This is a genomic window from Wolbachia endosymbiont (group A) of Anthophora plumipes, assembly GCF_964028115.1.
In the GTDB taxonomy this organism is placed as follows: Bacteria; Pseudomonadota; Alphaproteobacteria; order Rickettsiales; family Anaplasmataceae; genus Wolbachia.
In genome coordinates this window covers 417,050-443,089 of the sequence record NZ_OZ034756.1, presented here as the reverse complement: position 1 = coordinate 443,089, position 26,040 = coordinate 417,050, and the positions used below count along the sequence as shown (strand labels likewise).

Genomic DNA, 26,040 nt, shown 5'->3' with positions numbered 1-26,040 from the left:
AAAAACATGCTAAAAGAACAAGACAAAATATTCACCAACCTAAATGGTAAAGAAACTCCACTACTTAAGGGTGCAAAAAAACGTGGTAGCTGGCAAAAAACAAAGGAGTTACTAGATTTAGGATCAGAAAAGATCATTGATGAAGTAAAGAAATCTGGTTTGAGAGGTCGAGGGGGTGCAGGATTTTCCACCGGCCTTAAGTGGAGCTTTATGCCCAAAAATCTCCCAAAAGCATATTTAGTAGTCAATGCAGATGAGTCAGAACCTGGTACATGTAAAGATAGAGATATATTGCGATATGAGCCACATAAGTTACTTGAGGGAATTCTCCTAGCCGGCAAAGCGATCAGCGCATCAGCTGCGTATATTTATATCAGGGGTGAATTTTATAATGAATATTTAGTTCTAAAAAAAGCACTTGAGGAAGCCTATAAAGAAAACTTAATTGGAAAAAATGCCTGCAAATCAGGTTATGATCTTGATGTGTTTATCCATAGGGGTGCAGGAGCTTACATATGTGGGGAAGAAACAGCTCAACTCGAATCAATTGAAGGAAAAAAGGGCTTTCCTCACATGAAACCTCCATTTCCCGCAGGTGTTGGACTTTTTGGCTGTCCAACCACAATAAACAACGTTGAAACTATAGCCATGGTTCCAGATATTCTAAATCGTGGAGGAGAATGGTTTGCATCTCTTGGTAAACCAAATAATACTGGTACTAAGATTTTTTGTATTTCAGGACATGTAAACAACCCGTGTAATGTTGAAGAAGAGCTCGGAATTCCACTACGTGAATTGATTGAAAAATACGCAGGTGGAGTGCGAGGGGGTTGGGATAATTTACTTGCTGTAATACCTGGTGGGTCTTCAGTGCCATTAATTCCAAAATCTATATGCGATACTATTGAAATGGATTTTGATTCATTAAGAACCGCACAATCAGGGCTTGGTACTGCTGCTGTAATAGTGATGGATAAATCAACTGATATAATAGCTGCAATAGAGAGGTTATCACACTTTTACATGCATGAGTCCTGTGGACAATGCACACCATGCCGTGAAGGTACTGGATGGATGTGGAGGATTATGAAGAGGATGGTGGCAGGAGATATTAAGCCTGATGAAATAGATAAGCTGCTTGACCTTACAACTCAAATAGAAGGACATACAATTTGTGCGCTTGGTGATGCTGCAGCTTGGCCGATTCAAGGATTAATAAGACATTTTCGCCATGTTATCAAAGAGAGAGCGATAATTTAACTCTACTTATACTTCTTAAGCCGTCTTGCTACTTAGCAACCAGAGCTAAAAAATATTGATTCCCTTCTCTTTTAGGTGCCAATTCTACCTTTGCAATATCTTCAGTGTCTCTAATTAGCCGTTCTAATTTTTCCAGTCCGACTTCAGTGTTTATAAGCTCTCTGCCCTTAAATCTCATTGTAACTTTGATTTTATGTCCGTGGGCAAGTAAGTCTCTTGCTTGACGCAATTTTGTTTCGTAGTCGTGATCACCAATATTAGGACCCAGTTTAATTTCTTTTATAGTTAATGTTTTTTGTTTCTTTTTTGCTTCACTTGCTTTCTTTTTTATATCATACTTTTGTTTGCTATAATCCAGAATTTTACATACTGGAGGGGTTGAATCAGGTGCAATTTCCACCAAGTCTAAACCAACACCCTGTGCACATTCCAAAGCTCGTTCTATTGGCACGATTCCGACCATTTCACCACTATGATCAATTAAGCGTACCTCCTTAGCTGTGATGAATCCATTAATTCTGTTTTTATTGTTCTTTTTAACTTGCAAACTTTAACTCCCTTAATTCAAATTAATACTTTTTAACAGCGATTCAGTAGCCTTTTCCAAAGAAAAAGACTCCTGTCTTTCTGATCCTAAATTTCTCACTGACACAGTTTTACTTGTAACTTCATTTTTGCCTATAATCCATAATATAGGAACCTTGTTTGAACTATGCAAACGTATCTTATAACTAATTTTTTCATTGGTCAAATCAGTCTTGACTCTCACACCTTGTTCTTTTAAAATATTGCTAATTTCTGTGGCGTAACCGTCAGCTTCATTTGTAATATTCAGGATAGCAAGCTGTGTTGGAGCAAGCCAAACTGGAAATTTTCCTGCATAATTTTCTATCAAAATTCCGATAAAACGCTCAAAAGTCCCAAGAATTGCCCTATGTAACATGACAGGGTGATGCTTGTGCCCATCTGCCCCTATATAAAAAGCTCCCAGACGTTCTGGTAAAATGAAATCAACTTGTAATGTTCCACATTGCCAATTTCTGCCTATTGCGTCTTTCAAAACGAACTCTAACTTTGGACCATAAAATGCACCTTCACCAGGGCTCAGTTCATAACTCAAGCCCGCTTCTTTAATGGCTTCAAGCAGCGCTTTTTCAGCTCTATCCCACACTTCATCATTACCGGCTCTAATATCTGGACGGTCTGAAAATTTCACAGAAATTTCATTGAATCCAAGCTCTGAATATACTTCTTTTAAAAGGTCACAAAACTTTACAGTTTCAGAATTTACTTGTTCTTCCATACAAAAAATGTGTGCATCGTCTTGCGTAAAACCACGCACTCGCATCAGTCCGTGCAATGAGCCTGAGCTTTCATTTCTATGGCATGTGCCAAACTCTGCCATACGTATTGGTAGATCGCGATAGCTTCTGGTGTGAGAATTAAAAATCTGCACATGACAAGGGCAATTCATAGGTTTTATTGCTAGCTTTTTGCTTTCAGATTCATCAACAATAAACATATTTTCACGAAATTTATCCCAATGTCCCGACTTTTCCCACAGTTCCTTGCTTACTAAAATAGGGGTTTTTACCTCAAAATAGCCATTATTTATTAGCTTCTTTCTGATGTAAGACTCAAGAACATTATATAAAATATATCCTTGTTCATGCCAAAAAACCTGCCCGACAGCTTCCTCTTGGATGTGAAATAAATCCATATCCTTAGCAATTTTGCGGTGATCACGTTTTTCTGCTTCTTTGAGACACTCAAGGTAAGCGTTTAATTCATCCTTATTTCTCCATGCGGTGCCATATATTCGCTGTAACATTGGACCCTTAGAATCACCACGCCAGTATGCTCCTGCAACTTTCATAAGCTTAAACGCTTTGACTCTGCCAGTTGAAGGAGAATGTGGACCGCGGCATAAGTCAACAAAATCGCCTTGTCTATAAACAGTTAGGTTTTCACTCTCTGATATAGAGGATATAATTTCAACCTTATATTTTTCGCCTATACCACTAAAGAAATCAACTGCCTGCTTGCGAGTCCAAACCTCTCGAACAAATCTGTGATTACTTTTTACAATCTCTTTCATTTTCTTTTCTATTGCAGCAAGATCATCCGTAGTGAAGGTACGATCTGTAGCAAAATCATAGTAAAAACCGTCCTGAATTGTTGGGCCAATAGTAATCTGAGTATTAGGAAAGAGCTCTTTCACTGCCTGGGCCATTATATGAGCAGCATCATGCCTTATTATATCTAAACCCGCTTCGTCACTCAGTTGTATCACCTCTATCTCTGCATCAGATTCAATTTCACGTGAGAGATCATACAACTCACCGTTTACTTTCAATGCAACTGCTTCTTTCAAAGCATCCGGTTGTAATATATCAAAGCCAGTGACTTTATCGTCATATTCTTCTATTCTTTTTTCAGCTGGAAAAGTAATTTTAATCATTTATCGACCCTTTTGTCTAACCCTCTCTTTGTCATCCCAGTGCGTGACACTGGGATCCATCTTATTTTTATAATGGAAATTAGTTTAACGTATGCTCCTAAAATCTGTTGTCCATTGCACAATTTGCAAATATTTTTATACCTGGATCCCAGTGTCACGCACTGGGATGACAAAAAAAGGAACACTGAAATGACAGAAAAACAGCACCTGGGTAACAGAGGAATGATTTGAAAGCTATAAATTTTTAACATCAGTAGTACGGTCTATTCTTTTTTAACCTGAGTGCAATTGCGTCTTCCCAAACTTCACCATTACGCAATAACTTTTCTTTATTGTACATTAGCTCCTCTCTTGTTTCAGTAGCAAATTCAAAGTTAGGACCCTCCACAATTGCATCAACTGGACATGCCTCTTGGCAAAGCCCGCAGTATATGCATTTTGTCATGTCAATATCATAGCGTGTGGTGCGGCGACTACCGTCTTCTCTTTCCTCTGCTTCAATAACTATTGCTTGAGCAGGGCAGATAACTTCGCATAATTTACAAGCTATGCATCGTTCTTCACCGTTTGGATACCTACGCAACGCATGCTCACCACGAAACCTTGGACTTAAAGGGCCCTTCTCCATAGGATACCTCAAAGTAACCTTTGGCTTAAACATATATTTTAATGTAATAACAAACCCTTTAATTAACTCTACAAAAGACCAATACCAAGCTAATTTCTTGAGCATAAAATATTTAAAACCTATGTTGATAATTATAAATCATATTATCAGTTTTCAAAATAAATATTTTCACCTGAGTGACCTTTGCAGTTTTTTATATAATGTATTTATTAATATGATATTACTATAAACTAGCAAGATAGATAAAAATTTTGAATATTTTCAAATTAGGTATTTTGGTTTCTTAAGTGTAATATTGCTAAGTAGTTTATATAAATAATGACAAACACAAATGAAACTATTTTCGCTTTATCGACCGTATTGGGTAAGTCAGGAGTTGCAGTAATCAGAATTTCAGGCAACTACGCGCTTAAAGCTTTAAATCATTTTCATATTAAGAAAGAAATTAAACCAAGATTTGCTACTTTAGTTGATCTATATGATGATTCCAATCAATTGATAGATAATGGAATCATCATCTATTTCCCTGCTCCAAACAGTTTCACTGGCGAGAACGTTATAGAGTTACAAGTGCATGGAAGCAAGGCAGTCATAAAAATCATCTTGGAGGAATTATCAAAAATTTTTGTTATGGCCAGGCCTGGAGAATTCTCACTTAGGGCTTTTCTAAATGGTAAATTTGACTTAACGCAAATAGAAGGGATTGCAGACTTAATTGATGCTGAGACGAAAATGCAAGCTAAACAAGCGATTAAGCAGATATCGGGAGAATTGGAGAGACTATACAGCAATTGGAGGCAAAGATTAATAACGATACAATCCAAAATCGAAGCATATATAGACTTTCCAGAGGACATTTGGGCAGAAAAAAGTGAATTGAAAAAAATTAATAATGAAGTGCAATCTCTCGTGCAGTTGATACAAGAGCATTTAAATGATAATAGACGGGGCGAAAGGTTGCGTGAGGGTTTACATATTGTAATAACTGGTGAACCAAATGTCGGTAAATCAACTCTGTTTAATTTCTTAGCCAAGCGTGATATTGCTATTGTCTCTGAATATGCAGGCACAACAAGAGACGTGCTTGAAGCTCATATTGACATTGGCGGATACCCAATCATTCTCTCTGATACTGCTGGAATTCGTGAGAGTTCAGACCCGATAGAATCAGAAGGCATAAGTCGAGCAAAAAAGAGGTCTTTTGAAGCTGATCTAAGAATAGAACTATTTCCTTTTGAACAACGTTATAATATCAATTGCAACGTTGTAAATAGCGATACTATTTATGTATTGAGCAAAGCTGACGATGCAATTAATGACAGAAATATACTGATTGGCGGTGTAGATTTTCTACCTATTTCTATTTTAAAGGGAATAGGTACAAACAAGTTGATCTCTCTCATAAAAAAGAAGGCAGAGGAAAAATTTGGGCATGATAGAGACACTCCTGTGATTACTCGGCAAAGACATAGGAGTCACATGCAGAAAGCACTGGAACATTTACAACGTTTTAATATCGATAATCCAATTGAGTTGATATCTGAAGATTTGAGGCTTGCTGCATTTGAACTTGGTGCGGTGATTGGAATTATTAATGTTGAGGAAATATTGAGTAGTGTGTTTAGCAATTTTTGCGTGGGCAAGTAAAGCTTTTATAGATTGCTTAAAATCAAATGTTGTGATAGAAAAGAAATGGACGGATGGCCGAGCGGTTTAAGGCACCAGTCTTGAAAACTGACGTACGTGATGAGCGTACCATGGGTTCGAATCCCATTCCGTCCGCACAGCATCCCGCGATGTTAGCTGATTTTTAGAGCTTATTTGGACTATGTGGTTCATAACGCTGGAAATCTTATCTAATCTAGCCACATCTTTTAAAAATACATCCCTTTGTAAATTGACCTTATTAGCGAAGAAAGCTAATATCTATAAATAGATTACCATCTGAATATGAAAACCGATATAGTAATAATAGGTGCAGGGCCTATTGGAATATTCACTGCTTTTCAAGCGGGAATGCTTGATATGAGATGTCATATAATAGATGTTTTGGATCAAGCAGGAGGACAATGCACAGCTCTTTACCCAGAAAAGCCAATATATGATATACCTGGTTATCCTGTAATTACTGCCCAAAAATTAATTGAGCAATTAATGGAGCAAGCTTCACCATTTGAGCCTGTTTACCATTTAAGTCAAAAAGTGGAAAAGATTTCGAATAACTGTGATCAAAGCTTTACTATCATAACTAACACAGGTACAGAGGTAAAATGTAAGGCTGTTATTGTTGCTGCAGGTAACGGAATGTTTGAACCTAACCGTCCACCCTTAAGTGGTATATTAGAATATGAAAATCAATCTGTATTTTACAGTGTAAATAAAATTTCTGATTTTCAGGACAAAACTATAGTCATTGCAGGGGGGGGTGATTCTGCATCTGATTGGACTGTAGAACTTTCTAAAGTTGCAAAGAAAATTTATGTGATACATAGAAGAAAGGAATTTCGCTGCACTCCTGAAACTAGAAATAAATTAGAATCACTTGAAAATGATGGAAAGATAGAACTGGTAGTGCCATATCAATTACACGAACTAGCAGGAGGTAATGGGCAGTTGAGCGCAGTGATAGTAAAAAACATTGCCTCTAAGAAAGAAAAAGAAATATCCGCTGATTCTTTGCTGCCATTTTTTGGATTGTCAATGAATCTTGGTCCAATAAACAGTTGGTGTATAGAGTTAGAACATGGCCGCATAATTGTCGACCCAGCTACACTTAGAACCAGTAGAGATAGAATATATGCAATCGGAGATATAGCTACTTATTCAGGCAAACTAAAGTTAATATTAAGTGGTTTTGCCGAGAGTGCCATGGCTTGTTATGACATATACAAAGTAATCCACAACTCTCCAGTCAATTTTCAATACTCGACTTCAAAGGGAATTCACGGGAAAGAAAGTGAGTAAATCTGGAATAACCCGGGGCATCTGTTTTCGAAGGCAGTTGCCTAAAACACAAAGATGTTACCCAAGTAGAAACGAAAAAACTTGCTTGACAAACTCCGCCAGCGCCCTTATCATGAAACTGAAGGTATTCAGTTATCTTCATCTGTGCAGATTAAACAGCAAAAAAACAACGTAGTTGGCGTCTTATTTTTAATTTTTTGCACTATGTGCACCTTATGTCTTCACAACATTTCTGGGTTTTTACCTACATAAGCTGAAACGCGCTTATAAGTCGTTTAAGACAGTATAGTACGCCAATTTGCAGGATTAGAGAGTGAACACTAATTACCACGGGGTTTCTTTTGCCTTTTTTTCTGCTTAGTAAATTTCTTAAACATTTAAACTAAGGTTAGTTGCATTTAAAAGCAGCTAAATTGCAGTGTTTAAGGCTTAAAAAACGCCAATACTGAAAATAGACAATGACTAGGGCTTCTTTTGCCTTTTTTTTCGTTTAGTAAATTTCTTAACGTTTGTAGCTAAACGACAACCGTCATCCCGCTACGTGTTAGCGGGATCTCTTGTTAGCGGCTGAGATACCGCGGCAGTATGACGGTGTAGATGATGGTTAAGTATCCCGCTACTTGTTAGCGGCTAAGAGATACCGCGGCGGTATATTCGTCATCCCGCTACGTGTTAGCGGGATCTCTTGTTAGCGGCTGAGATACCGCGGCGGTATGACGTAGGGTTGCACTAGCTATATCATGCATTTTATTAACCGACACTATAAACAACATCCTTACAATTATGAGATTGGACTACAACTTGCTCAAGCGTTAAGCTGTTGCGTTTAGCGTCTTTACTGTGGTTTTCTCCAAGAACCTCTGTTCTTTCTTGTTTTATTTCTTCAATGAATTTCTTGTTAACGCTTTCAGTGTCAATCTTTTCCTGAGAATATATTTGCAGCAACTACACCGGTCAGTAACGCAGTAAATAGTGGCCTATTGTTAATTACTGATTCTATTTTATTAGTTCTACCAACTACTTTTTCGTCAATGTTAATGAAGTTGTTTTTAGCTTCCCAAGAATTAAGTACAAAATTTGAATGAGTGCCATTGCTATATTCCAGTCTTACAGATTTTATAGCTTTATTTTTTGGCTGATGCTCCAACACATTAGCTAAAATTTCATTCGCATCTTCTTTTTGAATGTGATGTTCTTCAGTATTTCTAAACTGTTTTATTGCAAAAAATATTGGACTAATTGCAAGCAACGCAGCAAGTGCGATAACTGGTATAGTGATATATTTTGGGCTGTTTGTAAAAAATGCAATAAATTTTGCTTTATCTTGTAAATATACTAAAGCTGCAGATGTGCTGAGTATAATAGCAGTGGCAGTAAAAATTATAAAGCCCTTCTGCTGCATGGCATACTTTGCTCTTGGCCAGGATCTGTTTGCTTTCTTTTGTGAATTGATTAAGGAAGTTTTTGAATTCATTTCACCTGTACTATATTCTGTACTGAACTCTTCTTTTAGGGTTTCGAGAGTTTTATCAGAATCCCAAGGGTCACTAAATTCCGTTTCTTGTGAAACTGATCTTTTCATTCCTGAGCTTTGATTATCTATTCCACTGTCTAAACTCTTTTTCGAAGATTTTGTATCTGGGTTTATAGTTGCATAAATAGGTTCTTCTGATCCATTATCAGATGATCCTCCTAAACCTAAACTTGCTGTTGGTGATAGTGTATCTGAGGTAAAATTTTCTGCTCCTTCAAGCGATGCTTGTTTGGGAGTACTTGTCCTAAGTGCTGGTATTGGTGGAATTCCTGGCTTCGTCCCGTCATCTTTACCTATTGGTGTATAAGAAAGTGGTTTTACTGTATCTTGATCTTGTGTTCCTGGCATATTTACTCCAAAATTAATTACTATGTTGTGTTGATTACGCTATAGTTATTAAGATGTAGTAAATACCAATTTACAGATAATATATCTGCTTAGCAGAGTGGCAAAATAAGGTAGACGAGAAAAGACAACTATAGGAACAAATGGGTGTCATGCAAGTAGCTGACACTGGCATCCAGTCCTTTCACACAGTTCCATCAAAAACGTTGTAAAGCGCTTTCGTGTTTACCAACTTAGTGCCCAATCTGGATCCCAGTGTCAAGCACTGGGATGACAAGAAAGGGAGCACTGGAATTTTTGTTTCAGTATTTGTACATTAGCCATGCATCTGAACAGATACCGGATAATTATTAGTATAGAAATTGTCTATCAAAGATCCTTTCATTCAGAGGGTAATCTTTGTCAAAGAGCAAAGTTATTGTGTTTTCATGGTCTTTTTGTATTTTTATCTGTGATATATCATGAAATTCTTTATAATCTGATACTACAAGCGCTGGACGATTTTTTGTGTCGTTAATGTCAATTTGTACGATCGTATCATTTGAGATTAGTGCTCCATTCCAATGCCTTGGGTAATAGCTATTGATGGAGGTCAGTGCAAGTAAGTTTGAATTTAGTGGCAAGATTGGGCCACCGGCAGAGAAGTTATATGCAGTGCTGCCTGTGGGAGTAGATAATATTACTCCATCCCCTCTAAATTTTTCTACTTTTAGTTTATCATTAATAGTAATATTCATCTCTACTATTTGGTTTGCTTTCCTAAAAACATATACTTCGTTTACCGCTATATAGTGGTATTTCTTGCCACTTGTGTCTGTTGCTTCCATTTTTAGTAAAGTTAACTGAGTTGAAGTTGCGTGCTCTATATGATCAATTAAATCTTCACTGCGGCTAAAGCATTTATTCATCAAAAACCCAACATTGCCAGTGTTTACTCCGTATACGTGTGTGTTTTTGTTTTCTATAACGTAATTATGCAAGGTGCGTAGCATAAAGCCATCACCGCCAACAACTATCAATAGATCGATTTCGGACTTATTTTCTTCTGTTATATTGATAAAATTAAGTTTCTTTAATAGTTTAGATACTTCCTGCGATTTTGGTGACTCAGAAGCGATATAGCCTATATTTTTGTATTTATGCATGCTTCACTCTGAAAAAGAAGCGAAAAACTAGAAAATATCCCCATATTTATCGTTAAACTTAGCTAATTTGCTAGTTTTACTTGCTGACCCGCTTGTCAAACTTCCAGTCCATGCAGGGTGAGTGAGAGGATCCCTATCAAGTTTTATCTTATCACCTTCCTTTCCATAAGTGGAACGAGTTTCAAACTCTTGACCATCTGTCATGACTATAGTAACCTTATGATAATCAATTTCTGCCATTGTTGCTTATAAACTTTTAGTCAGTTAATATTCTAGTGAACTTAATTCACTAAGTCAATCATTATTCTAAAATATTGACAAAAAATAAATAAAATGTTATACTTAATAAGGAATAAATAATAGTTATCATGATTTTTGCTTTCCCTGGTCAGGGCTCTCAGTTTGTAGGAATGGGAAAGAGCTTATATAGTGAGTTTTCCGTTGCAAGACAAGTATTTAATGAAGTGGATAGCATATTGGGTAGAAAGCTGTCTCATTTAATCTTCAACGGTCCTATTGAAGAATTAACCATTACAGAAAACGCTCAGCCAGCTATAATGGCAGTGTCAATCGCGACGCTACGTGTTATCGAGCATGTGTTTGGTGAATCTCTTTTTTCTGGTCATAATGTTAAATATGTTTGTGGGCATTCAGTCGGTGAATATACAGCGCTATGTGCTGCAGGGGCATTGACTCTTGAGTCTGCAATCAAGCTGCTGAAAGTTCGCAGCGAAGCAATGCATGAAGCTTCTTTGAAATGTGAAGGGGGAATGGTTGCGTTGCTTGGAGCAGAGATAAATGAAGTGGAAGATATATTGAAATCAGTTCAAATTGACGGAATTTGTGAAATTGCAAACGATAACGGTGGCGGACAAGTGGTTATAAGTGGTACTAGAGAGGGTCTTGAAATATTACCCGATTTGCTCAAGAACTTGAACATCAAGAGATTAGTTAAGTTACAGGTTAGTGGACCTTTTCACTCATCTCTTATGAAACCTGCTGATGAAAAAGTTTTGGAATTTTTGGAGGGTATTAAAATAACCCGTCCTATAGTTCCTTTGATATCAAATGTTACAGCTAAAGAGGAGAGTGATCCCAAAGTTATAAAAGCTTTACTTGCTAAACAAGTCATAAGCAGAGTGAAATGGAGAGAAATGGTTTTGTATATGGCAAGCCGTGGCATTAACAAATTTGTTGAAATTGGCCCTAATAAAGTTTTATCTAATCTAGTTAAAAGAATTGACCAATCTATCAGTACAAAAAGTATAGGTAATATTGGTGATATAGACAGCTTCTTTAATGAATCATTAGTACTAACAGCGAAAAATTTAAAAGTTGGGTTAAGTTAAAACACATCTATTTGCCAGCGCATGACGCTGCCTAGCTGGAATGGCAGAGGGTAATGCAAGAAATCAACGAACTGCCTGTCATTTCATCCGGTTTCTTAATTCCAAGTAGCTGTAAAATAGTGGGAGCGATATCAGATAATCTTCCGTCTCTTAGTTTTAGATTATCGCAAGACACAATAAATGGCACTTTATTTAGAGTGTGCGCTGTATGAGGTGTATTATTTTCTTCATCGAACATACATTCCACATTACCATGGTCTGCAGTAACAATTAATGCAGTGTTGCTTGACTTTTTAACAGCACTCAGCACTTTCGCAAGACAATCATCTACAGCTAGCACAGCTTTCTCGGCTGCTTTTATATTACCTGTATGCCCTACCATATCAGGATTAGCGTAATTTACAACTATCAGTGCAAATTCTTGGGAGTGAATTTTTTCTACAAGCTTTTCTGTGAGCTTGAAGGCTGACATTTCGGGCTGCAAATCATAAGTTTGAACTTTTGGTGAGGGAATGAGTATTCTTTCTTCACCAGAGAAAGGTTCTTCTTTTCCACAATTGAAAAAGAAAGTCACATGAGCGTATTTTTCGGTTTCGGCGATGCGTAATTGTTGCAATTTATTGTCTTCTATTGTTTGTCCTAAAGTGTTAGCAAAAGATATAGGAGGAAAAATATAAGGAATTTTAAGATCTTCTTTATACTTCATCATACTTAGAATTGAAGAAAATGGTTTTCGTTTACGACCTTCTGTCGTACGAGTAGTTTGACCATAGATTCCAGCGTCACGCGCTGGAATGACACCTGATTGGTTTAGTAAAATACTTGCTAATTGTATCATTCGATCAGCACGAAAGTTAGCCAATAGCACTCCATCTTCTGGTTTTATACCTTGATAGTCACCTATTACTGCGGGCCTGATAAACTCATCAGTTATGTTATTTTGATAATTTTCATCAATCAACGATACTGCATTATCATGACGAGGTGCCTTTGCAAATGCGATAGCCTCATAAGCTTCAATTGTTCTCTCCCACCTGTTATCACGGTCCATAGCATAGTAACGCCCAGAAACAGTAGCAATTCTTATGTCATTTCCCTTTATACTCTTTATAAATTCTTGAATGCATTTTTTTCCTGAATTTGGTAATGTGTCTCTGCCATCTAAAAATGCATGTATCACCACTTTGATTCCATGCTGTGATATTTTATTTGCTAAAATCGAAATATGCTTTTGATGCGAATGAACACCGCCATCTGACACTAATCCCATTATATGGCATACTCCGTTCTTATTTTTTAGATTACTAATAAAGCTTTGTAGATTTGCATTGTTTTCTATTGTTCCAATCTCTTGATTAATGCGCTGAAGGCTTTGCATTACTACTCTACCACTGCCAATATTCATATGGCCAACTTCTGAATTACCTATTTGACCACCAGGTAACCCCACATCAGCACCACAAGCAGATAAGCTGCATTTTGGATAATTAGAGCTAATATATTGCCAACAGGGTGGATTTGCGTTGCTAATAGCATTATATTTACTGCTTTCTACTCCATTTCCCCAGCCATCTAGTATACATAAGACAGCTGATTTAATGCCCATATAAGATTAACACTAGAATTTCACAGAGAAGAGCTCCCCGGGCCGGATTCGAACCAGCGACCAATTGGTTAACAGCCAACTGCTCTACCACTGAGCTACCGAGGAATAAACCGTCTTTAATTTATCACGTTGAACGTTGATTGTAAACGTTTTTTGTATACTTTGTAAGAGCCTGTTCAAATTCACTTCGCTTTATTACTTCAACAGTTGCACCAATAATATCTTTTATTTGAGTTGCAAAATTCTCTCCTGTATAGCCCGCATCAACCAGTATATTTTTAACTCCAGAAAGGTTTTCTTTTGCATTGTTGACCATTCTCACAGCACTGCTGCAGTCAGTTGTTCCTGCAGTTGTTACATAAATTGCATGTGGTAAACCTTGAGTATCAACTGCGATATGGCCCTGAGATTTTTTTACCAGCGTCATAGCCTTTTTCTTCAGCAGTATCTGCGTTCTTTACACTCTGAGCATCAATTATGTACAGGTTCTTAGCTATATTTCTAGCTGTAACTATAAATGTATGGATTTTTTATCGTGCCATGTTATAATTAACGTCTTGCTAAAAATTAAATATTGATGAATGAACTAAAAAAGTTAAGTATTACACAAATGCACGACGGGCTCAAAAAAAGGAGTTTTTCCGCTGTTGAACTCGTGGAGGCGCACATCAGTGCGGTTGAAAATGAGAAATTAAATGCATTTATAACAAAAACCCCAGAGATAGCAATGAAAGCTGCTAAAGCTGCAGATGAACATTTCTCTAGGCAAAAGGATGATTTAATCTCGCCGCTCATGGGTATACCAGTTGGCATCAAAGATCTATTCTGTACAAAAGGAATAAAAACAACAGCATGCTCAAAAATGCTGGAAAATTTCGTTCCGACTTACGAATCTACGGTGTCTGACTTGCTTTTAAAAAGTGGAGCAGCCATGCTCGGTAAGCTTAATATGGATGAATTTGCTATGGGTTCTGCGAACACAAACAGCTATTTTGGCCCTGTTGAAAATGTGTGGATTAGAAAAAGTGATGGGGAAAAAGTTGTTCCTGGTGGATCATCTGGTGGATCTGCAGCATCGGTTGCTGGATTTTTATGCGCTGGAGCGTTAGGAAGCGACACCGGTGGATCTGTACGCCAACCAGCAGCTTATTGTGGAGTAGTTGGAATAAAGCCAACTTATGGAAGATGCTCGCGTTTTGGTATGATTGCATTTGCGAGTTCTCTGGATCAAGCAGGAGTCATTACTCGTTCTGTCTCTGATTCAGCATTAATGCTGGAAGCAATTTGTGGCTATGATAAAAAAGATTCAATATCGAGCGAAAAGCCAGTGCCTAAATTTTCTAGCTTTATAAATGGTGATGTCAAGGGTAAGTGTATTGGTATACCAAAAGAATATAGGATGGATGGAATTTCAGAGGAAATAGTTCATAATTGGGAAAGAGTTGCTTCCTATTTAAAAGAAAATGGCGCTGAAGTTGTTGACATTACTCTGCCACATACTAAATATGCAATACCGGTCTATTATTTAATCTGTTCTGCTGAAACTTCATCCAATCTTGCTCGTTACGATGGTGTGCGTTATGGATTAAGGGTTGATGCTGATACCCTTGAAGAAATGTATTCACTAACAAGAGCAGAAGGTTTTGGTAAAGAGGTGAAAAGAAGAATTTTAATTGGCGCTTATGCGCTTTCTTCAGGTCATTATAATGAATATTACGAAAAAGCGCAGTGCATTAGAGCATTAATCAGAAATGATTTTATAAAAGCGTTTGAAAAAATAGATTACATACTTGTGCCATCTGCTCCAACAGAAGCTTTTGGCTTAAATGAAAAGCCAGATCCGCTAATTATGTGCATCAATGATGTGTTTACCGTGCCAGCAAGCCTTGCAGGATTGCCTGCTATTTCTGTTCCTGTTGGGCTTTCCAATGAGGGTTTACCACTTGCCTTGCAAGTGATTGGAAATTATTATGACGAAGCTGGAATATTAAATGTGGCAAGTTTGATAGAGCAAAATTGCGGCAGAATAATTAGATCTCTTGCATAATCTATTTTCTGATAGTAATTTTTGCATTAAAATTTGCTTATGCTCATCAACGTACTCTATGGCTCCATTTTTAGATGAATAGCAAAAACAGGGCATATTAATCTGTTTACAAAATTTTCGTGTAACAGTTCACACTTAATTAAACAGACTAAATTCTGTAATTTTGGGATGTTGAAAAATTCACCTTACGTTGTCATTCCAGCGCATAACGCATAACTGTACGAACATTGTGATTTGGGCCTACCAGAAGGGCAATGCCTCTTATCCAAGTACCCTCTTCTTGTCATTCCAGTGCTTGACACTGGAATCTAGTCTTTATTATGCAGCCACTTATTTAAAGTTAAGTTTTCTGGATCCAAGTAGTCAAGCTACTCGGATGACACCCTCTTGGATGGAAACCAGTGTCAGCTACTTTCATGACACTATGACAACCGTCATCCCGCTGCTTGTTAGCGGGATCTATGCTAAGAGATACCGCGAATGAATCGCGGTATGACGATCTGCGGCAGTATGACGGTTCGCGGCGGCATGACGTAGGACTGCTGTCATCCCGCTACTTGTTAGCGGATGAGATACCGCGAATTAATCACGGTATGACGGTCTGTGGCGGTATGACGGTTCGCGGCGGCATGACGTAGGACTGCTGTCATCCCGCTACGTGTTAGCGGATGAGATACCGCGAATGAATCGCGGTATGACGGTCTGTGGCGGTATGACGGTTCGCGGTGGCATGACGTAGGACTGCTGTCATCCCGCTACGTGTTAGCGGATGAGATACCGCGAATGAATCGCGGTATGACGGTCTGCGGCGGTATGACGGTTCGCGGCAGCATCTCGTCATCCCGCTACGTGTTAGCGGGATCTAGAGATACCGCGGCGGTATGACGTAGAGTGCTTAGAAGCGGTTATTTTGCTATAAATAGCTGTAATGGCATCATCTATTTTATTGCTATCACAGCCTGTTTGTGCAAGTTCAGCATTCCCACCACAGTTCTTTTCAACTGCTATTGATATTAGTTCTTTTGCGCTAATTTTATTGATTAAGTCTTTACTTACTTTAATAATCAAGACTGTTTTATCTTTTTCTGTTGTCGTGAAAGCTATTACCGTTTTTGGTTTTTGTTGCTGCAAAACAAACTCTCTTATTACATTTGCTGGAATATCAGTGAAAGTGTGGCTTATAAAATTTATTCCATTTATTTCAGTGCTTTTTATATCCTCTGCACTCACAAGCTTTTTATATAGGTTTCTTATTTTGGTTTCGGATTTTTTGTGTTCTTGACTTAAAACACTTAATTTGCTTGTTATTTCACTTACTGGCACTTTTACGAATTCTGCAACTTTTTTTAAGTTAATTTCATTATCACGTACATAATTGATTGCTTCCTGACCAGTTAAAGCTTCAATTCTCCTCACTCCAAAAGCAACAGAACTTTCTGTTACTATCTTAAATAAACCGATTTCTCCAGTATGTTCAACGTGCGTGCCACCACATAGCTCTTTCGAATCTCCAATATTTACAACTCTAACCTGATCACCATATTTTTCACCAAACAACGCCATGGCTCCTTCTTCTATTGCCTGATTCATGCTTTGAATTTTTGTAGATGCAGAAAGATTTTCTCTGATTAGAGAGTTTACCATATCCTCTACCCAGAATAACTGATCTTGAGTCACTTGAGTGTTATGGCTGAAGTCGAATCTCAGTCCATCTGGTGCAACTAGGGAACCTTTTTGAGTGACATGATCACCCAAGATTTTCCTCAATGCAAAGTGCAGAAGATGCGTAGCCGAATGATTTCTTCTTAAGGTTTGCCTTCTTTCCTTGTCGATGCTTGCTGTAACTACATCACCTTTACAAATTGAGCCGAATTTAACTATGCATCTGTGCAAACATAGGTCATTAATCTTATTGGTATTTTCGACTATAACCATACTTCCAGCAATGCGATCTGTCGTCATTCCAGCGCGTGACCACGTGTTTTCTTCTTTCTGGATCCCAGTGTCCGCTACTTGGATGACAGAAGGGACAATGAAACTTCCAGTATCCCCCACCTGTCCACCTGACTCGCCATAAAAAGGTGTTTTATCAAGTATAATGGTTATCTTTTCTCCCTCCTTTGCAGAATCAATTACTTCATTTTTAGAGGAAACTATAGCTAGTATTTTCGCATCACTTACTTCATTGAACTCATAACCAACAAATTTTGTTTTGCCAAATTTATTGATCAAATCAAACCATACTTGCTCAACAGATTTTTCACCAGATCCAGCCCATTTAGCACGTGCTCTCTCTTTTTGTTCTCCCATTGCATCATCAAAACCCTTCTGGTCAAAATTTATTTTTTTCTCTTTTAAAACATCAAGTGTAATATCCAAAGGAAACCCATAGGTGTCATATAGCTTAAATGCTGATTCTCCAGGTAAAGTATCGCCCGATTTTAAATCTGTAGTGAATTTCTCCAGAAGATTGATACCTTTCATCAAAGTGTCTTTAAAGTTTTCTTCCTCTGATTTTAACGTCGTTTCTATTAAGCTTTTGGCTCTGACTAATTCAGGATAAACATCTCCCATATAAGCCGAACTCGTGCTATCTATCAGCGCCGGAAAAATGCGATGGAGTAGAGAATCATTATATCCAAGCAGGTGGATATAACGCGCGGCTCTCCTAATTAATCTGCGTAATACGTAATTCCTGCCCTCATTTCCAGGAAGCACTCCTTCTGCGATGAGAAATGCAGCCGCGCGAAGATGATCTGCTACGATCTTATGCGCTATTTTATTTTCCGTTCTTCCACAGTACTCTTGAGATTTATTGATCAGAGCAGAAAATAGATCAATATCATAGTTATCATGGACATTTTGCATTACAGTAGCTATTCTCTCAAGACCCATTCCAGTATCGATGCATTTTTTTGGCAATTTGTGTAAATTACCTTCTTCATCTTTGTTAAACTCCATGAATACCAGATTCCAGATTTCAACAATTCTATCATCATCTTGTAAATTAGGACTCCCATGGTCATAAAAAATTTCAGAACATGGACCACATGGACCAGTGCTTCCCATACTCCAAAAGTTATCATCCGTTGTAATTCTTATGATTTTATCACTTGAAAAGCCACTTATCTTACGCCAAATCTCGTACGCCTCATCATCAGTATGGTAGGTGGTTATGGATAGTCTGTTTTTATCAAGAGATAACTCCTTAGTGATAAATTTCCACGCAAATTCTATTGCAGTTTCCTTAAAGTAATCACCGAAGCTAAAATTTCCGAGCATTTCAAAAAATGTGTGATGCCGAGTTGTATAGCCAACATTTTCAAGATCGTTGTGTTTACCGCCTGCTCTTAGGCACTTTTGACTTGAGACAGCACGTTTCATTTCAGTTTTTTGAGCACCAGTAAAAATATTTTTAAACTGCACCATACCAGCATTTGTGAACATGAGCGTTGGGTCATGTTCTGGAATCAAAGGAGAAGAAGAAACCTGCTCGTGGTCATTACTTAAAAAAAATTTTATAAATCTTTCTCTGATTTCACTTAACTTCATTATTTTTATTGAGATTATTCATGAATAATAAGCTGCAATGGAAATAAAATCAATTACAATACCACCACTCTCTAGATCTCAGAACTTCTAGTGATATGCACCTTGTGGTAAGGAAAAATCAATATATTCACGATAAATTTACCTCATATCTGTGTTTTATATGTGGAAATTGGAATGGAAATTTATGTAGGCAAAGAAAAAAGAATAGCAAATGTGGTAACTGAGCACTGGAGTGACATAAAAGGACCAGACAGAGATTGGCCAGAAAGGCACGAAATAGACACTGCAGAAATAATGGAGTCATGGCAGCATTGTTTTATCATTGAAGTCAAGGATCAAGGTTATATTTGTGAAAATGCAGGAGAAAAGGCTGTTGAATTCTATGGTTTTGAGAAAAAGACGCGCATTGATAATAAGTATGCAATTGATGCACCATTTTTGCGACTATATAAAATAGATGCAGTTATTGATAAACTTGATGCTGTAATAGAGAGTAAATGCCCAATCAATGAAGAGGAAGAAAGTGAAAGTGTTAAAATGAGGCAAGTATTGTTACCACTTGGGAATAAAGAAGGTATAACACACATATTGGGCGTAATTACTTTTAAACTCCTTTAATATACAATTTTAATTTGATTCTTTAATAAAATTATTTATACTAATGCTTAATTACTATTAAAGAACTCAATAGTAGTGTTTGTAAATTTATTTGGAATATGAAGAGAATAAAATTAAAAACCAAATCTTCTGTTAAAAAGCGCTTTCACCTTACAGCTAAGGGTAAAGTCATTTCTACTCAGTCAGGCAAAAGGCATGGCATGGTAAAGAGAAGTAAATCTAATATTCGTAATCAGCGCGGTACAACGATTCTTGGTAAATCTGACTCGCGTATAGTTAAGCTTTATATGCCTTATGGTATTTAACAAAATGGAGGTAAAATAAAATGGCTCGGGTAAAACGTGGAGTCACTACTCACGCTCGTCATAAAAAAATATTGAAACTGGCAAAGGGTTATAGAGGACGCGCAAAAAGTTGTTATAGAATTGCATTACAAAGAGTTGAAAAAGCATTGCAATATGCTTATAGAGACAGAAGAACTCGTAAACGTGATTTCCGTAGCTTATGGATAATACGTATTAATGCAGCAGCAAGAGAGCATGGGCTTACTTATGGTAGGTTTATGCATGGTCTTACACTTGCTGGCATTGATTTAAATAGAAAAATTCTTGCTGAGATGGCCGTTAATTATAAGGATGATTTTGCCAAATTAGTAGAAGCTGTAAGTGGTAAATTAGCGGAGAATTCTTAAAGCAAAAACACCATGAGAATTATTTTCATGGGATCACCAGGATTTGCTGTTAATTCTCTGAGCTTGTTACTGAAATCAAAGAGCGAAGTGGTAGCAGTATACACCAAGGCTCCAAAACCTTCAGGACGTGGACAGAAGCCAACGAAATCTCCAGTACATGTTATCGCTGAAGAAAGTAACATAGAGGTATGTACTCCTATCTCTCTAAAGTTTTTGGCAGAGCAAGAAAAATTTAGAAATTTCAAACCAGACGTTGCAGCTGTTGCTGCGTATGGATTGATACTTCCAAGAAAAATTTTGAATATTCCTAAATATGGTTGTATTAATATTCATCCTTCATTACTACCAAGGTGGCGTGGTGCAGCTCCGATACAGCACACAATTTTAGCAGGAGATCAAGAAACCGGGGTTAGCATTATGCAATTGGATGAAGGATTAGATTCCGGCCCTATTTTAAAACAGGAAAAATTTCTTATCGAAAAGAACGATAACTACAAGACATTGCATGATAAATTGTCTGAATTAGGCAGTGATTTACTGCTGAAAGTGCTAAACGAAATTGAAAAACAGGTTCCCTTAAAACAGAACGATAATGATGCATGTTACGCTGACAAAGTGGAAGACTATAAAATTTATGCAAGTGATGCTTGTGAGGTTGCTTATAGAAAGGTTAAAGCGTTTTACCCAAAAGCGTTCATCAAGATAGAGAATAAACGTATCAGGATACTTGATGCTGACTTTGAAGCTCTCGCTTCAGAACAAGGTAAGATTGTTAACGATAATATGCACATAAGTTTAAAAGGTGGCACTTTAATTCCTAAAGTTGTACAAATGGAAGGGAGAAATCCTTGCAGTATTGAAGATTTTATTCGTGGCTTGAAATCAAGCATGGTAAAAAAATTTATAGAATAGACTGCTTTAAATTAGTGTAGAAATGTAATAGCTAAATTTCCTTTTGTTAGATATAATCTTAAAAAACTTTCCGTACAAAAATGAAAATAAAAAGAGCTTTAATATCAGTATACGACAAAACGAATATAATTGATCTTGCATCGTTTTTAATGCAGCAACAAATAGAAATTCTCTCAACGGGAAATACTTATAAAGCACTATCTGATGCCGGAATAAAAACACAAGAGGTCTCAGATTACACACAATTTCCAGAGATACTGGGTGGTAGAGTAAAAACTTTACACCCTAAAATTCATGGAGGAATACTTTGCAATAGAGAAAAGCACAAAACGGAAATGCAAAATCTAGGTGTTGAGCCAATAGACCTGCTTATAACTAACCTATACCCATTTTGGGAGACAGTAAGTAGCGGCTCAAATGAAGATCAAATTATAGAACAAATTGATATCGGCGGAGTGGCGTTAATTAGAGCTGCAGCAAAAAACTTTTGTTTTACTTCAGTTATTTCTAGCATTCAAGACTATGAAGCACTAAAAGCTGAGATGATAAAAAATAACAATGAAACAACATTGGAATATAGAAAACATTTAGCAACCAAAGCATTTGCTCTCACTGCACACTATGATTCTAATATTCACAGTTGGTTTTTATCCCAGAGTAAAAATAATGAGTTGCCAGAGTTTTTTGCACTATATGGACATAAAGTACAAGAACTCAGGTATGGTGAAAATCCCCATCAAAAAGCTGCATTTTATAGTAATCAATTTACCAAATATCCGCTAGAAAAAATACATGGGAAAGAGTTGAGTTATAATAATATAGTAGATATAGAGTCCGCACTTAACATAATTTCTGAGTTTAAAGAGCCTGCAGCAGTGATAATAAAGCACAATAACCCATGTGGCACTGCTGTTAGTGATAATGCTTTGGAGGCATATGAAAAGGCCCTATCGTGTGATGAAGTAAGCAGTTTTGGTAGTATAGTAGCTTTAAATCGGGAGATAGATTTAAAGCTAGCAGAAAAATTAAACGAGATATTTTTGGAAGTAGTGATAGCACCTTCAGTCAGCAATGAAGCACTAAAAATTTTGCAAAGAAAGAAAAATTTAAGAGTGATTATTCATAAATCTTTCCAACAAAATGTGAAATACCAAACTAAAAATGTTGTTGGTGGGTTTTTGGTGCAAGAAAATAATGACCACACAATAAAAGCAGAACAAGTAACAGAATGCACTACAACAGAAAAAGAAAAGGAAGATCTTATTTTTGCCTGGAAAATATGTAAACATGTGAAATCCAACGCAATAGTTATAGCAAAAGATGGTTGTGCTATTGGCATCGGTGCAGGGCAAACAAGCAGAATAGATAGTGTGAACATTGCAGTAAAAAAAGCAGGTGAAAAATGTAAAGGTGCAGTGCTTGCTTCAGATGCATTTTTTCCATTCCCAGATAGCATAGTAGAAAGTGCAAAACATGGAATTACAGCTATAATTCAGCCTGGTGGCTCGCTGAAAGATCAAGATGTGATAAAAGCTGCAAATGAAAATAAAATTGCTATGTTTTTCACTGGCGTTCGCAGTTTTTTCCATTAGGCTTTGTGTCTTATGGCTAGAGATTTTTCCATATCATACCACCATAACTGTACGAACGTTGTGATTTGAGTCCACAAGGTAGGATGTCATTCAAGTAGCCTCCTTCCCCTGTCATCCCAGTGCCCTGACTACTTGGATCCAGATTGGACACTGAGCTGGTGAGTATAAAAGTATAGCTTCTACGTCATACCGTGATTTATTCACGGTATCTCACATAGATCCCGCTAACACGTAGCGGGATGACGATTGTCAAGGTGTCATCCGAGTAGCTTGACTACTTGGATCCAGGAAACTTAACTTTAAATAAGTGGCTGCATAATAAAGACTAGATTCCAGCGTCACGCGCTGGAATGACAAGTTCGCGGCGGCATCCTCGTCATCCCGCCACGGTATCTCTAGATCCCGCTAACAAGCAGCGGGATGACGGTTGTCAGGCTAGCTGTCATCCCAGTGCTCCTTTTTTTGCCATCCGAGTAGCCCCTTTTTTGTCATCCCAGTGCTTGACACTGGGATGACACCCTACTTAACCATCATACTGCCGCGGTATCTCTTAGCCGCTAACACATAGCGGAATGATGAAGTTATCGTCATTCCACCGCGAACCGTCATACCGCGATTCATTCGCGGTATCTCATCCGCTAACAAGAGATCCCGCTAACACGTAGCGGGATGACGGTTGTCGTTTAGCTATAAATGTTTAAGAAATTTACCAAATAAAAAAAAGGCAAAAGAAGCCCCGTGGTGCGAGTTTTGACTCTATATTACTGTAAGTGGCGCTGTAATAATGTGCTAACGCTTAAAATAAGCGCGATTTGGCTGAATGTAGAAAAAATAAAAAAGACATGCAGCCGCTATAATTTTATGTAATCCGCCAATAAATACCCTGAGTTTTTTACTGAATTTTGTCATTGAGCCTGCAGGTCAAAAACAAGTTTTGAGTCATAAATACCCTTACTGTCATAATAAGGGGGCTGGCGGAGTTTGTCAAGGAATTTTCTTATTTCATTTAAATTGCTTGTAACCTTCTTATACACTCGTCTTTACCAAGAATCACCATGATATCGATGATTCCAGGTGCATCCATTACTCCAGTTATAGGGGCACGTAATGAGTGGTATACACTGCTTATTTTCATATCATGTGATTTTGCACATTCCTTGATCTGAGAAGATAAAAAACCCTTATTCCAATTTTCATCACCGATCTTTGACAGAAATGATGCGAGTAACTTAATTATATTGAGGTTAGATTTGACAATTTGACAAGCTTCTTTACTTAAATCAAGTGGCGGATCTTGAATATAAAATTTTGCTAAATCCAATAATTCGGTCAGGTAGTTTGCTCTTTTTTTCAGCTCTGTCAGTCCCTGCAGTAAATAGCCCTTTTTTTTGTCAGTTAGAGTATTTTCTCTAAGCATTAGAGTCAGAATATCTTTATTGCTCATATTACTAATATAGTGGTTATTCAAATGCTCCAGTTTTTTGAAATCGAGCCGTGCAGGTGAACGACCAATACTTTCTAAATTAAACCACTCTATTGCTTGCTCATCGCTAATAATCTCATCGTTGCCGTGACTCCAGCCAAGTCTCAGCAAGTAATTACGCATCGCTTTTGGCAATATTCCCATCTTTTCATAATCGCAAACGCTTGTGGCACCATGCCTTTTGGATAGCTTATTCCCATCTTCCCCATGGATAAGCGGCACATGCGCAAAACGTGGAACATCAAAATCAAGAGCCTGGTATATTAGCAATTGCTTAAAAGTATTAGTGAGATGGTCAGAACCGCGTATTATATCAGTTATTCCAGCATCATGATCGTCAACTACCACGGCAAAAATATATGTTGGAGTGTTATCAGAGCGTAAGATCACTATATCATCAAGCTGGTCGCTATTTACTTTGATTTGGCCGTATATTTTATCATCAACGACGATCTCTTGCGAGTCTGGCACTTTGAAACGGATAACTGACCTCACACCCGATGTCATTCCAGCGCGTGACCACATATTTTTTTCTGGATCCCAGTGTCGAGCACTGGGATGACAAGAAGGAGGTTTTGTAGTACATTTATGCTTGTATATCTTGCCCTCTTCTCTTGCTTTTATTTTCTTTTCTGCAACTTCATCTTCAGGGCAGTAACAGTGATACGCCCTACCCTTCTCAACTAAAAGGTTTGCTACTTCTTTATGCCGCTCTATTCTTTTTGACTGATATACTATTTCCCCATCACAGCTCACACCGAGCCATTTTAGCCCTTCTATAATTGCATCAATTGCTTCTTGTGTTAAACGTTTTCTGTCGGTGTCCTCAATCCTTAGCAAAAACCTGCCACCATGATGCTTTGCATAGAGCCAATTAAATAAAGCAGTACGAGCCCCTCCAATGTGCAAAAACCCTGTTGGCGATGGAGCGAATCTCGTGACTACGTCTGGCATGTTATTGTTACAGTAAAGTATAGGCTATGATACCCAAAATCCACGTTTGTAACAATGTAGAATTTATTTATTCTGAGAGATTAAATTTTATTTATTTTTAATAAACTACATTGTATAATTTATTATTGGTTAATAGTTAGGTACGTTATGACTGGATCTACAGATGAGATAAAAGAATTGCTCTCAGCTAATGAAGATAATGTCAATTGGCGTTACACCGGCCCATTTGATAAAACAAAACAAAGAATTAGGGGAGATAATCTCCTGCATTTAGCTGCAAAAACAGGAAAGGTTGATAAGTTTTTATCTATTTTCAAGAAAAGTGTTGAAAGTAATGTTCATTTGTTAGAGTACAATAAAGATCATGAAAATCCATTTCATATAGCAGCAGAAGTGGGGATATTACCAAGTGTAGTAAAAGGAATATTCAAGCATTTGGAGTCTGAAAAAACTAACCCAAATTGTGATCCGAAAAAATTAGAAAATGTCAAGAATTATGTTAAAGAGGCATTGTGCAATAGATGTGCGCTAGATAAATCTAAAAAGACTCCTCTTGACTGGGTTAGTAAGACAGTCAAAAAAGAAATAAAAGAAATCGCAGGCATAAAAGACAGCTTTATATGTAACCAGAAGTTTCGCCTATGCTTATATATAGTAGGAGCGATAGCATGTATTGCTGCTTTATGTTTGTCTTTATACTTTTTATTTTTAGTTTCTCAGTCTCTTGCATTGGCTTCGATGGCTGGGATAATTTCTGGTGGGGCTGCGTATCTGTCAGGCAAAGTATTTAGTGAGATACATGACTTGCATGACGTGAGCACTCCAGTAGAAACTTTTAGTAATGCGGATCTTGCAAGGATATAACAAAAAGTTGCAGGCAATGATATAGAAATTTACTT

General features: G+C 37.4%; 23 protein-coding genes, 2 tRNA genes and 1 pseudogene. 12 read left to right on the top strand and 14 right to left on the bottom strand.

Going from position 1 to position 26,040, the window contains the following annotated elements; genetic code table 11:
- The first annotated feature begins 6 nt into the window (after positions 1 to 6).
- Entirely contained in the window at positions 7 to 1,260 is a 1,254-nt protein-coding gene (gene nuoF, locus ABWU75_RS02295; RefSeq protein ID WP_353287062.1) for an NADH-quinone oxidoreductase subunit NuoF, read from the top strand.
- A gap of 28 nt (positions 1,261 to 1,288) precedes the next feature.
- Here nuoF and infC read toward each other — a convergent pair whose 3' ends face one another.
- The 4 genes from infC to nuoI form a co-directional block, all read right to left on the bottom strand.
- Positions 1,289 to 1,807, bottom strand: a complete 519-nt coding sequence (gene infC / locus ABWU75_RS02290) for a translation initiation factor IF-3 (RefSeq protein ID WP_353286989.1) — start codon at positions 1,805 to 1,807, stop codon at positions 1,289 to 1,291.
- 12 nt (positions 1,808 to 1,819) lie between these two features.
- Positions 1,820 to 3,721, bottom strand: a complete 1,902-nt coding sequence (thrS, locus tag ABWU75_RS02285) for a threonine--tRNA ligase (RefSeq protein WP_264730991.1) — start codon at positions 3,719 to 3,721, stop codon at positions 1,820 to 1,822.
- A complete protein-coding gene (locus tag ABWU75_RS02280) occupies positions 3,718 to 3,906 on the bottom strand; it encodes a hypothetical protein (RefSeq protein WP_187297136.1) in 189 nt (62 codons plus the stop codon). Before ABWU75_RS02280 ends, thrS begins: the two co-directional genes overlap by 4 nt.
- A gap of 65 nt (positions 3,907 to 3,971) precedes the next feature.
- Complete coding sequence (gene nuoI, locus ABWU75_RS02275) at positions 3,972 to 4,454, bottom strand: NADH-quinone oxidoreductase subunit NuoI (RefSeq protein ID WP_038199316.1); 483 nt, start codon at positions 4,452 to 4,454, stop codon at positions 3,972 to 3,974.
- A gap of 213 nt (positions 4,455 to 4,667) precedes the next feature.
- Here nuoI and mnmE point away from each other — a divergent pair, with 213 nt between their 5' ends.
- The 3 genes from mnmE to ABWU75_RS02260 all read left to right on the top strand — a co-directional run bounded on the left by mnmE (position 4,668) and on the right by ABWU75_RS02260 (position 7,313).
- Positions 4,668 to 5,996 (top strand): tRNA uridine-5-carboxymethylaminomethyl(34) synthesis GTPase MnmE, encoded by a 1,329-nt coding sequence (gene mnmE, locus ABWU75_RS02270; protein ID WP_264328417.1) that lies wholly within the window; start codon positions 4,668 to 4,670, stop codon positions 5,994 to 5,996.
- A gap of 47 nt (positions 5,997 to 6,043) precedes the next feature.
- Positions 6,044 to 6,131: transfer RNA gene (locus tag ABWU75_RS02265), tRNA-Ser, on the top strand.
- 168 nt (positions 6,132 to 6,299) lie between these two features.
- A complete protein-coding gene (locus ABWU75_RS02260) occupies positions 6,300 to 7,313 on the top strand; it encodes an NAD(P)/FAD-dependent oxidoreductase (RefSeq protein ID WP_353286988.1) in 1,014 nt (337 codons plus the stop codon).
- A gap of 750 nt (positions 7,314 to 8,063) precedes the next feature.
- On the opposite strand, the gene ABWU75_RS02255 is transcribed toward ABWU75_RS02260, so the two are convergent.
- The 4 genes from ABWU75_RS02255 to rpmE all read right to left on the bottom strand — a co-directional run bounded on the left by ABWU75_RS02255 (position 8,064) and on the right by rpmE (position 10,577).
- Entirely contained in the window at positions 8,064 to 8,258 is a 195-nt protein-coding gene (locus ABWU75_RS02255) for a hypothetical protein (protein ID WP_353286987.1), read from the bottom strand.
- Positions 8,227 to 9,195 carry a hypothetical protein gene (locus ABWU75_RS02250; protein ID WP_353286986.1) on the bottom strand — a complete coding sequence of 323 codons (969 nt, stop codon included), beginning with the start codon at positions 9,193 to 9,195 and terminating at the stop codon, positions 8,227 to 8,229. Before ABWU75_RS02250 ends, ABWU75_RS02255 begins: the two co-directional genes overlap by 32 nt.
- A 347-nt stretch (positions 9,196 to 9,542) precedes the next feature.
- Positions 9,543 to 10,337: an NAD kinase gene (locus ABWU75_RS02245; RefSeq protein ID WP_264730981.1), complete on the bottom strand. Its 795-nt coding sequence runs from the start codon at positions 10,335 to 10,337 to the stop codon at positions 9,543 to 9,545.
- 27 nt (positions 10,338 to 10,364) lie between these two features.
- A complete protein-coding gene (gene rpmE, locus ABWU75_RS02240) occupies positions 10,365 to 10,577 on the bottom strand; it encodes a 50S ribosomal protein L31 (protein WP_253309449.1) in 213 nt (70 codons plus the stop codon).
- Positions 10,578 to 10,705: 128 nt separating this feature from the next.
- Here rpmE and fabD point away from each other — a divergent pair, with 128 nt between their 5' ends.
- Complete coding sequence (gene fabD, locus ABWU75_RS02235) at positions 10,706 to 11,686, top strand: ACP S-malonyltransferase (RefSeq protein WP_264730980.1); 981 nt, start codon at positions 10,706 to 10,708, stop codon at positions 11,684 to 11,686.
- Between the two features lie 31 nt (positions 11,687 to 11,717).
- Here the strand turns inward: fabD and gpmI are convergent, their stop codons facing one another.
- The 3 genes and pseudogenes from gpmI to ABWU75_RS02220 form a co-directional block, all read right to left on the bottom strand.
- The gene (gpmI, locus tag ABWU75_RS02230) at positions 11,718 to 13,292 is read right to left on the bottom strand and encodes a 2,3-bisphosphoglycerate-independent phosphoglycerate mutase (RefSeq protein ID WP_353286985.1); all 1,575 of its coding nucleotides are present in this window, start codon (positions 13,290 to 13,292) and stop codon (positions 11,718 to 11,720) included.
- A 33-nt stretch (positions 13,293 to 13,325) separates the two neighbouring features.
- A tRNA-Asn gene (locus ABWU75_RS02225) sits at positions 13,326 to 13,397 on the bottom strand.
- Positions 13,398 to 13,464: 67 nt separating this feature from the next.
- Positions 13,465 to 13,780 (bottom strand): annotated as a pseudogene (locus ABWU75_RS02220) (transposase); the annotation flags it as partial.
- Positions 13,781 to 13,869: 89 nt separating this feature from the next.
- Between ABWU75_RS02220 and gatA the strand changes: the two are divergent.
- Positions 13,870 to 15,339: an Asp-tRNA(Asn)/Glu-tRNA(Gln) amidotransferase subunit GatA gene (gene gatA, locus ABWU75_RS02215; protein ID WP_353286984.1), complete on the top strand. Its 1,470-nt coding sequence runs from the start codon at positions 13,870 to 13,872 to the stop codon at positions 15,337 to 15,339.
- Between the two features lie 852 nt (positions 15,340 to 16,191).
- Here gatA and alaS read toward each other — a convergent pair.
- On the bottom strand, positions 16,192 to 18,891 hold the full coding sequence (gene alaS / locus ABWU75_RS02210; protein WP_353286983.1) for an alanine--tRNA ligase: 2,700 nt from the start codon (positions 18,889 to 18,891) through the stop codon (positions 16,192 to 16,194).
- A gap of 174 nt (positions 18,892 to 19,065) precedes the next feature.
- On the opposite strand from alaS, the gene ABWU75_RS02205 reads away from it, so the two are divergent.
- The 5 genes from ABWU75_RS02205 to purH all read left to right on the top strand — a co-directional run bounded on the left by ABWU75_RS02205 (position 19,066) and on the right by purH (position 22,704).
- The gene (locus tag ABWU75_RS02205; RefSeq protein ID WP_253309455.1) at positions 19,066 to 19,509 is read left to right on the top strand and encodes a PAS domain-containing protein; all 444 of its coding nucleotides are present in this window, start codon (positions 19,066 to 19,068) and stop codon (positions 19,507 to 19,509) included.
- A gap of 98 nt (positions 19,510 to 19,607) precedes the next feature.
- A complete protein-coding gene (rpmI, locus tag ABWU75_RS02200; RefSeq protein ID WP_064125368.1) occupies positions 19,608 to 19,814 on the top strand; it encodes a 50S ribosomal protein L35 in 207 nt (68 codons plus the stop codon).
- 20 nt (positions 19,815 to 19,834) lie between these two features.
- Positions 19,835 to 20,200 (top strand): 50S ribosomal protein L20, encoded by a 366-nt coding sequence (gene rplT / locus ABWU75_RS02195; RefSeq protein ID WP_064125369.1) that lies wholly within the window; start codon positions 19,835 to 19,837, stop codon positions 20,198 to 20,200.
- Between the two features lie 12 nt (positions 20,201 to 20,212).
- Positions 20,213 to 21,112, top strand: a complete 900-nt coding sequence (gene fmt / locus ABWU75_RS02190) for a methionyl-tRNA formyltransferase (protein ID WP_353286982.1) — start codon at positions 20,213 to 20,215, stop codon at positions 21,110 to 21,112.
- 80 nt (positions 21,113 to 21,192) lie between these two features.
- Entirely contained in the window at positions 21,193 to 22,704 is a 1,512-nt protein-coding gene (gene purH / locus ABWU75_RS02185; protein ID WP_353286981.1) for a bifunctional phosphoribosylaminoimidazolecarboxamide formyltransferase/IMP cyclohydrolase, read from the top strand.
- Between the two features lie 16 nt (positions 22,705 to 22,720).
- Here the strand turns inward: purH and ABWU75_RS02180 are convergent, their stop codons facing one another.
- Both ABWU75_RS02180 and gltX read right to left on the bottom strand, forming a co-directional pair.
- Entirely contained in the window at positions 22,721 to 22,855 is a 135-nt protein-coding gene (locus tag ABWU75_RS02180) for a hypothetical protein (protein ID WP_264730966.1), read from the bottom strand.
- Positions 22,856 to 23,710: 855 nt separating this feature from the next.
- Positions 23,711 to 25,141, bottom strand: coding sequence for a glutamate--tRNA ligase (gene gltX / locus ABWU75_RS02175; protein WP_353286980.1), 1,431 nt, complete (start codon positions 25,139 to 25,141; stop codon positions 23,711 to 23,713).
- A 147-nt stretch (positions 25,142 to 25,288) separates the two neighbouring features.
- On the opposite strand from gltX, the gene ABWU75_RS02170 reads away from it, so the two are divergent.
- Positions 25,289 to 26,005, top strand: a complete 717-nt coding sequence (locus ABWU75_RS02170; protein WP_264730962.1) for a hypothetical protein — start codon at positions 25,289 to 25,291, stop codon at positions 26,003 to 26,005.
- Positions 26,006 to 26,040: the final 35 nt, after the last annotated feature.

Coding starts and splice junctions, on each gene's coding strand:
- gatA (WP_353286984.1), top strand. CDS start 13,870: ATGAATGAACTAAAAAAGTTAAGTATTACACAAATGCACGACGGGCTC.
- rpmE (WP_253309449.1), bottom strand. CDS start 10,577: ATGGCAGAAATTGATTATCATAAGGTTACTATAGTCATGACAGATGGT.
- nuoF (WP_353287062.1), top strand. CDS start 7: ATGCTAAAAGAACAAGACAAAATATTCACCAACCTAAATGGTAAAGAA.
- ABWU75_RS02245 (WP_264730981.1), bottom strand. CDS start 10,337: ATGCATAAATACAAAAATATAGGCTATATCGCTTCTGAGTCACCAAAA.
- rpmI (WP_064125368.1), top strand. CDS start 19,608: ATGAAGAGAATAAAATTAAAAACCAAATCTTCTGTTAAAAAGCGCTTT.
- ABWU75_RS02170 (WP_264730962.1), top strand. CDS start 25,289: ATGACTGGATCTACAGATGAGATAAAAGAATTGCTCTCAGCTAATGAA.
- ABWU75_RS02250 (WP_353286986.1), bottom strand. CDS start 9,195: ATGCCAGGAACACAAGATCAAGATACAGTAAAACCACTTTCTTATACA.
- nuoI (WP_038199316.1), bottom strand. CDS start 4,454: ATGCTCAAGAAATTAGCTTGGTATTGGTCTTTTGTAGAGTTAATTAAA.
- rplT (WP_064125369.1), top strand. CDS start 19,835: ATGGCTCGGGTAAAACGTGGAGTCACTACTCACGCTCGTCATAAAAAA.
- alaS (WP_353286983.1), bottom strand. CDS start 18,891: ATGAAGTTAAGTGAAATCAGAGAAAGATTTATAAAATTTTTTTTAAGT.
- thrS (WP_264730991.1), bottom strand. CDS start 3,721: ATGATTAAAATTACTTTTCCAGCTGAAAAAAGAATAGAAGAATATGAC.
- mnmE (WP_264328417.1), top strand. CDS start 4,668: ATGACAAACACAAATGAAACTATTTTCGCTTTATCGACCGTATTGGGT.
- fabD (WP_264730980.1), top strand. CDS start 10,706: ATGATTTTTGCTTTCCCTGGTCAGGGCTCTCAGTTTGTAGGAATGGGA.
- ABWU75_RS02260 (WP_353286988.1), top strand. CDS start 6,300: ATGAAAACCGATATAGTAATAATAGGTGCAGGGCCTATTGGAATATTC.
- gpmI (WP_353286985.1), bottom strand. CDS start 13,292: ATGGGCATTAAATCAGCTGTCTTATGTATACTAGATGGCTGGGGAAAT.
- gltX (WP_353286980.1), bottom strand. CDS start 25,141: ATGCCAGACGTAGTCACGAGATTCGCTCCATCGCCAACAGGGTTTTTG.
- ABWU75_RS02205 (WP_253309455.1), top strand. CDS start 19,066: ATGGAAATTTATGTAGGCAAAGAAAAAAGAATAGCAAATGTGGTAACT.
- fmt (WP_353286982.1), top strand. CDS start 20,213: ATGAGAATTATTTTCATGGGATCACCAGGATTTGCTGTTAATTCTCTG.
- purH (WP_353286981.1), top strand. CDS start 21,193: ATGAAAATAAAAAGAGCTTTAATATCAGTATACGACAAAACGAATATA.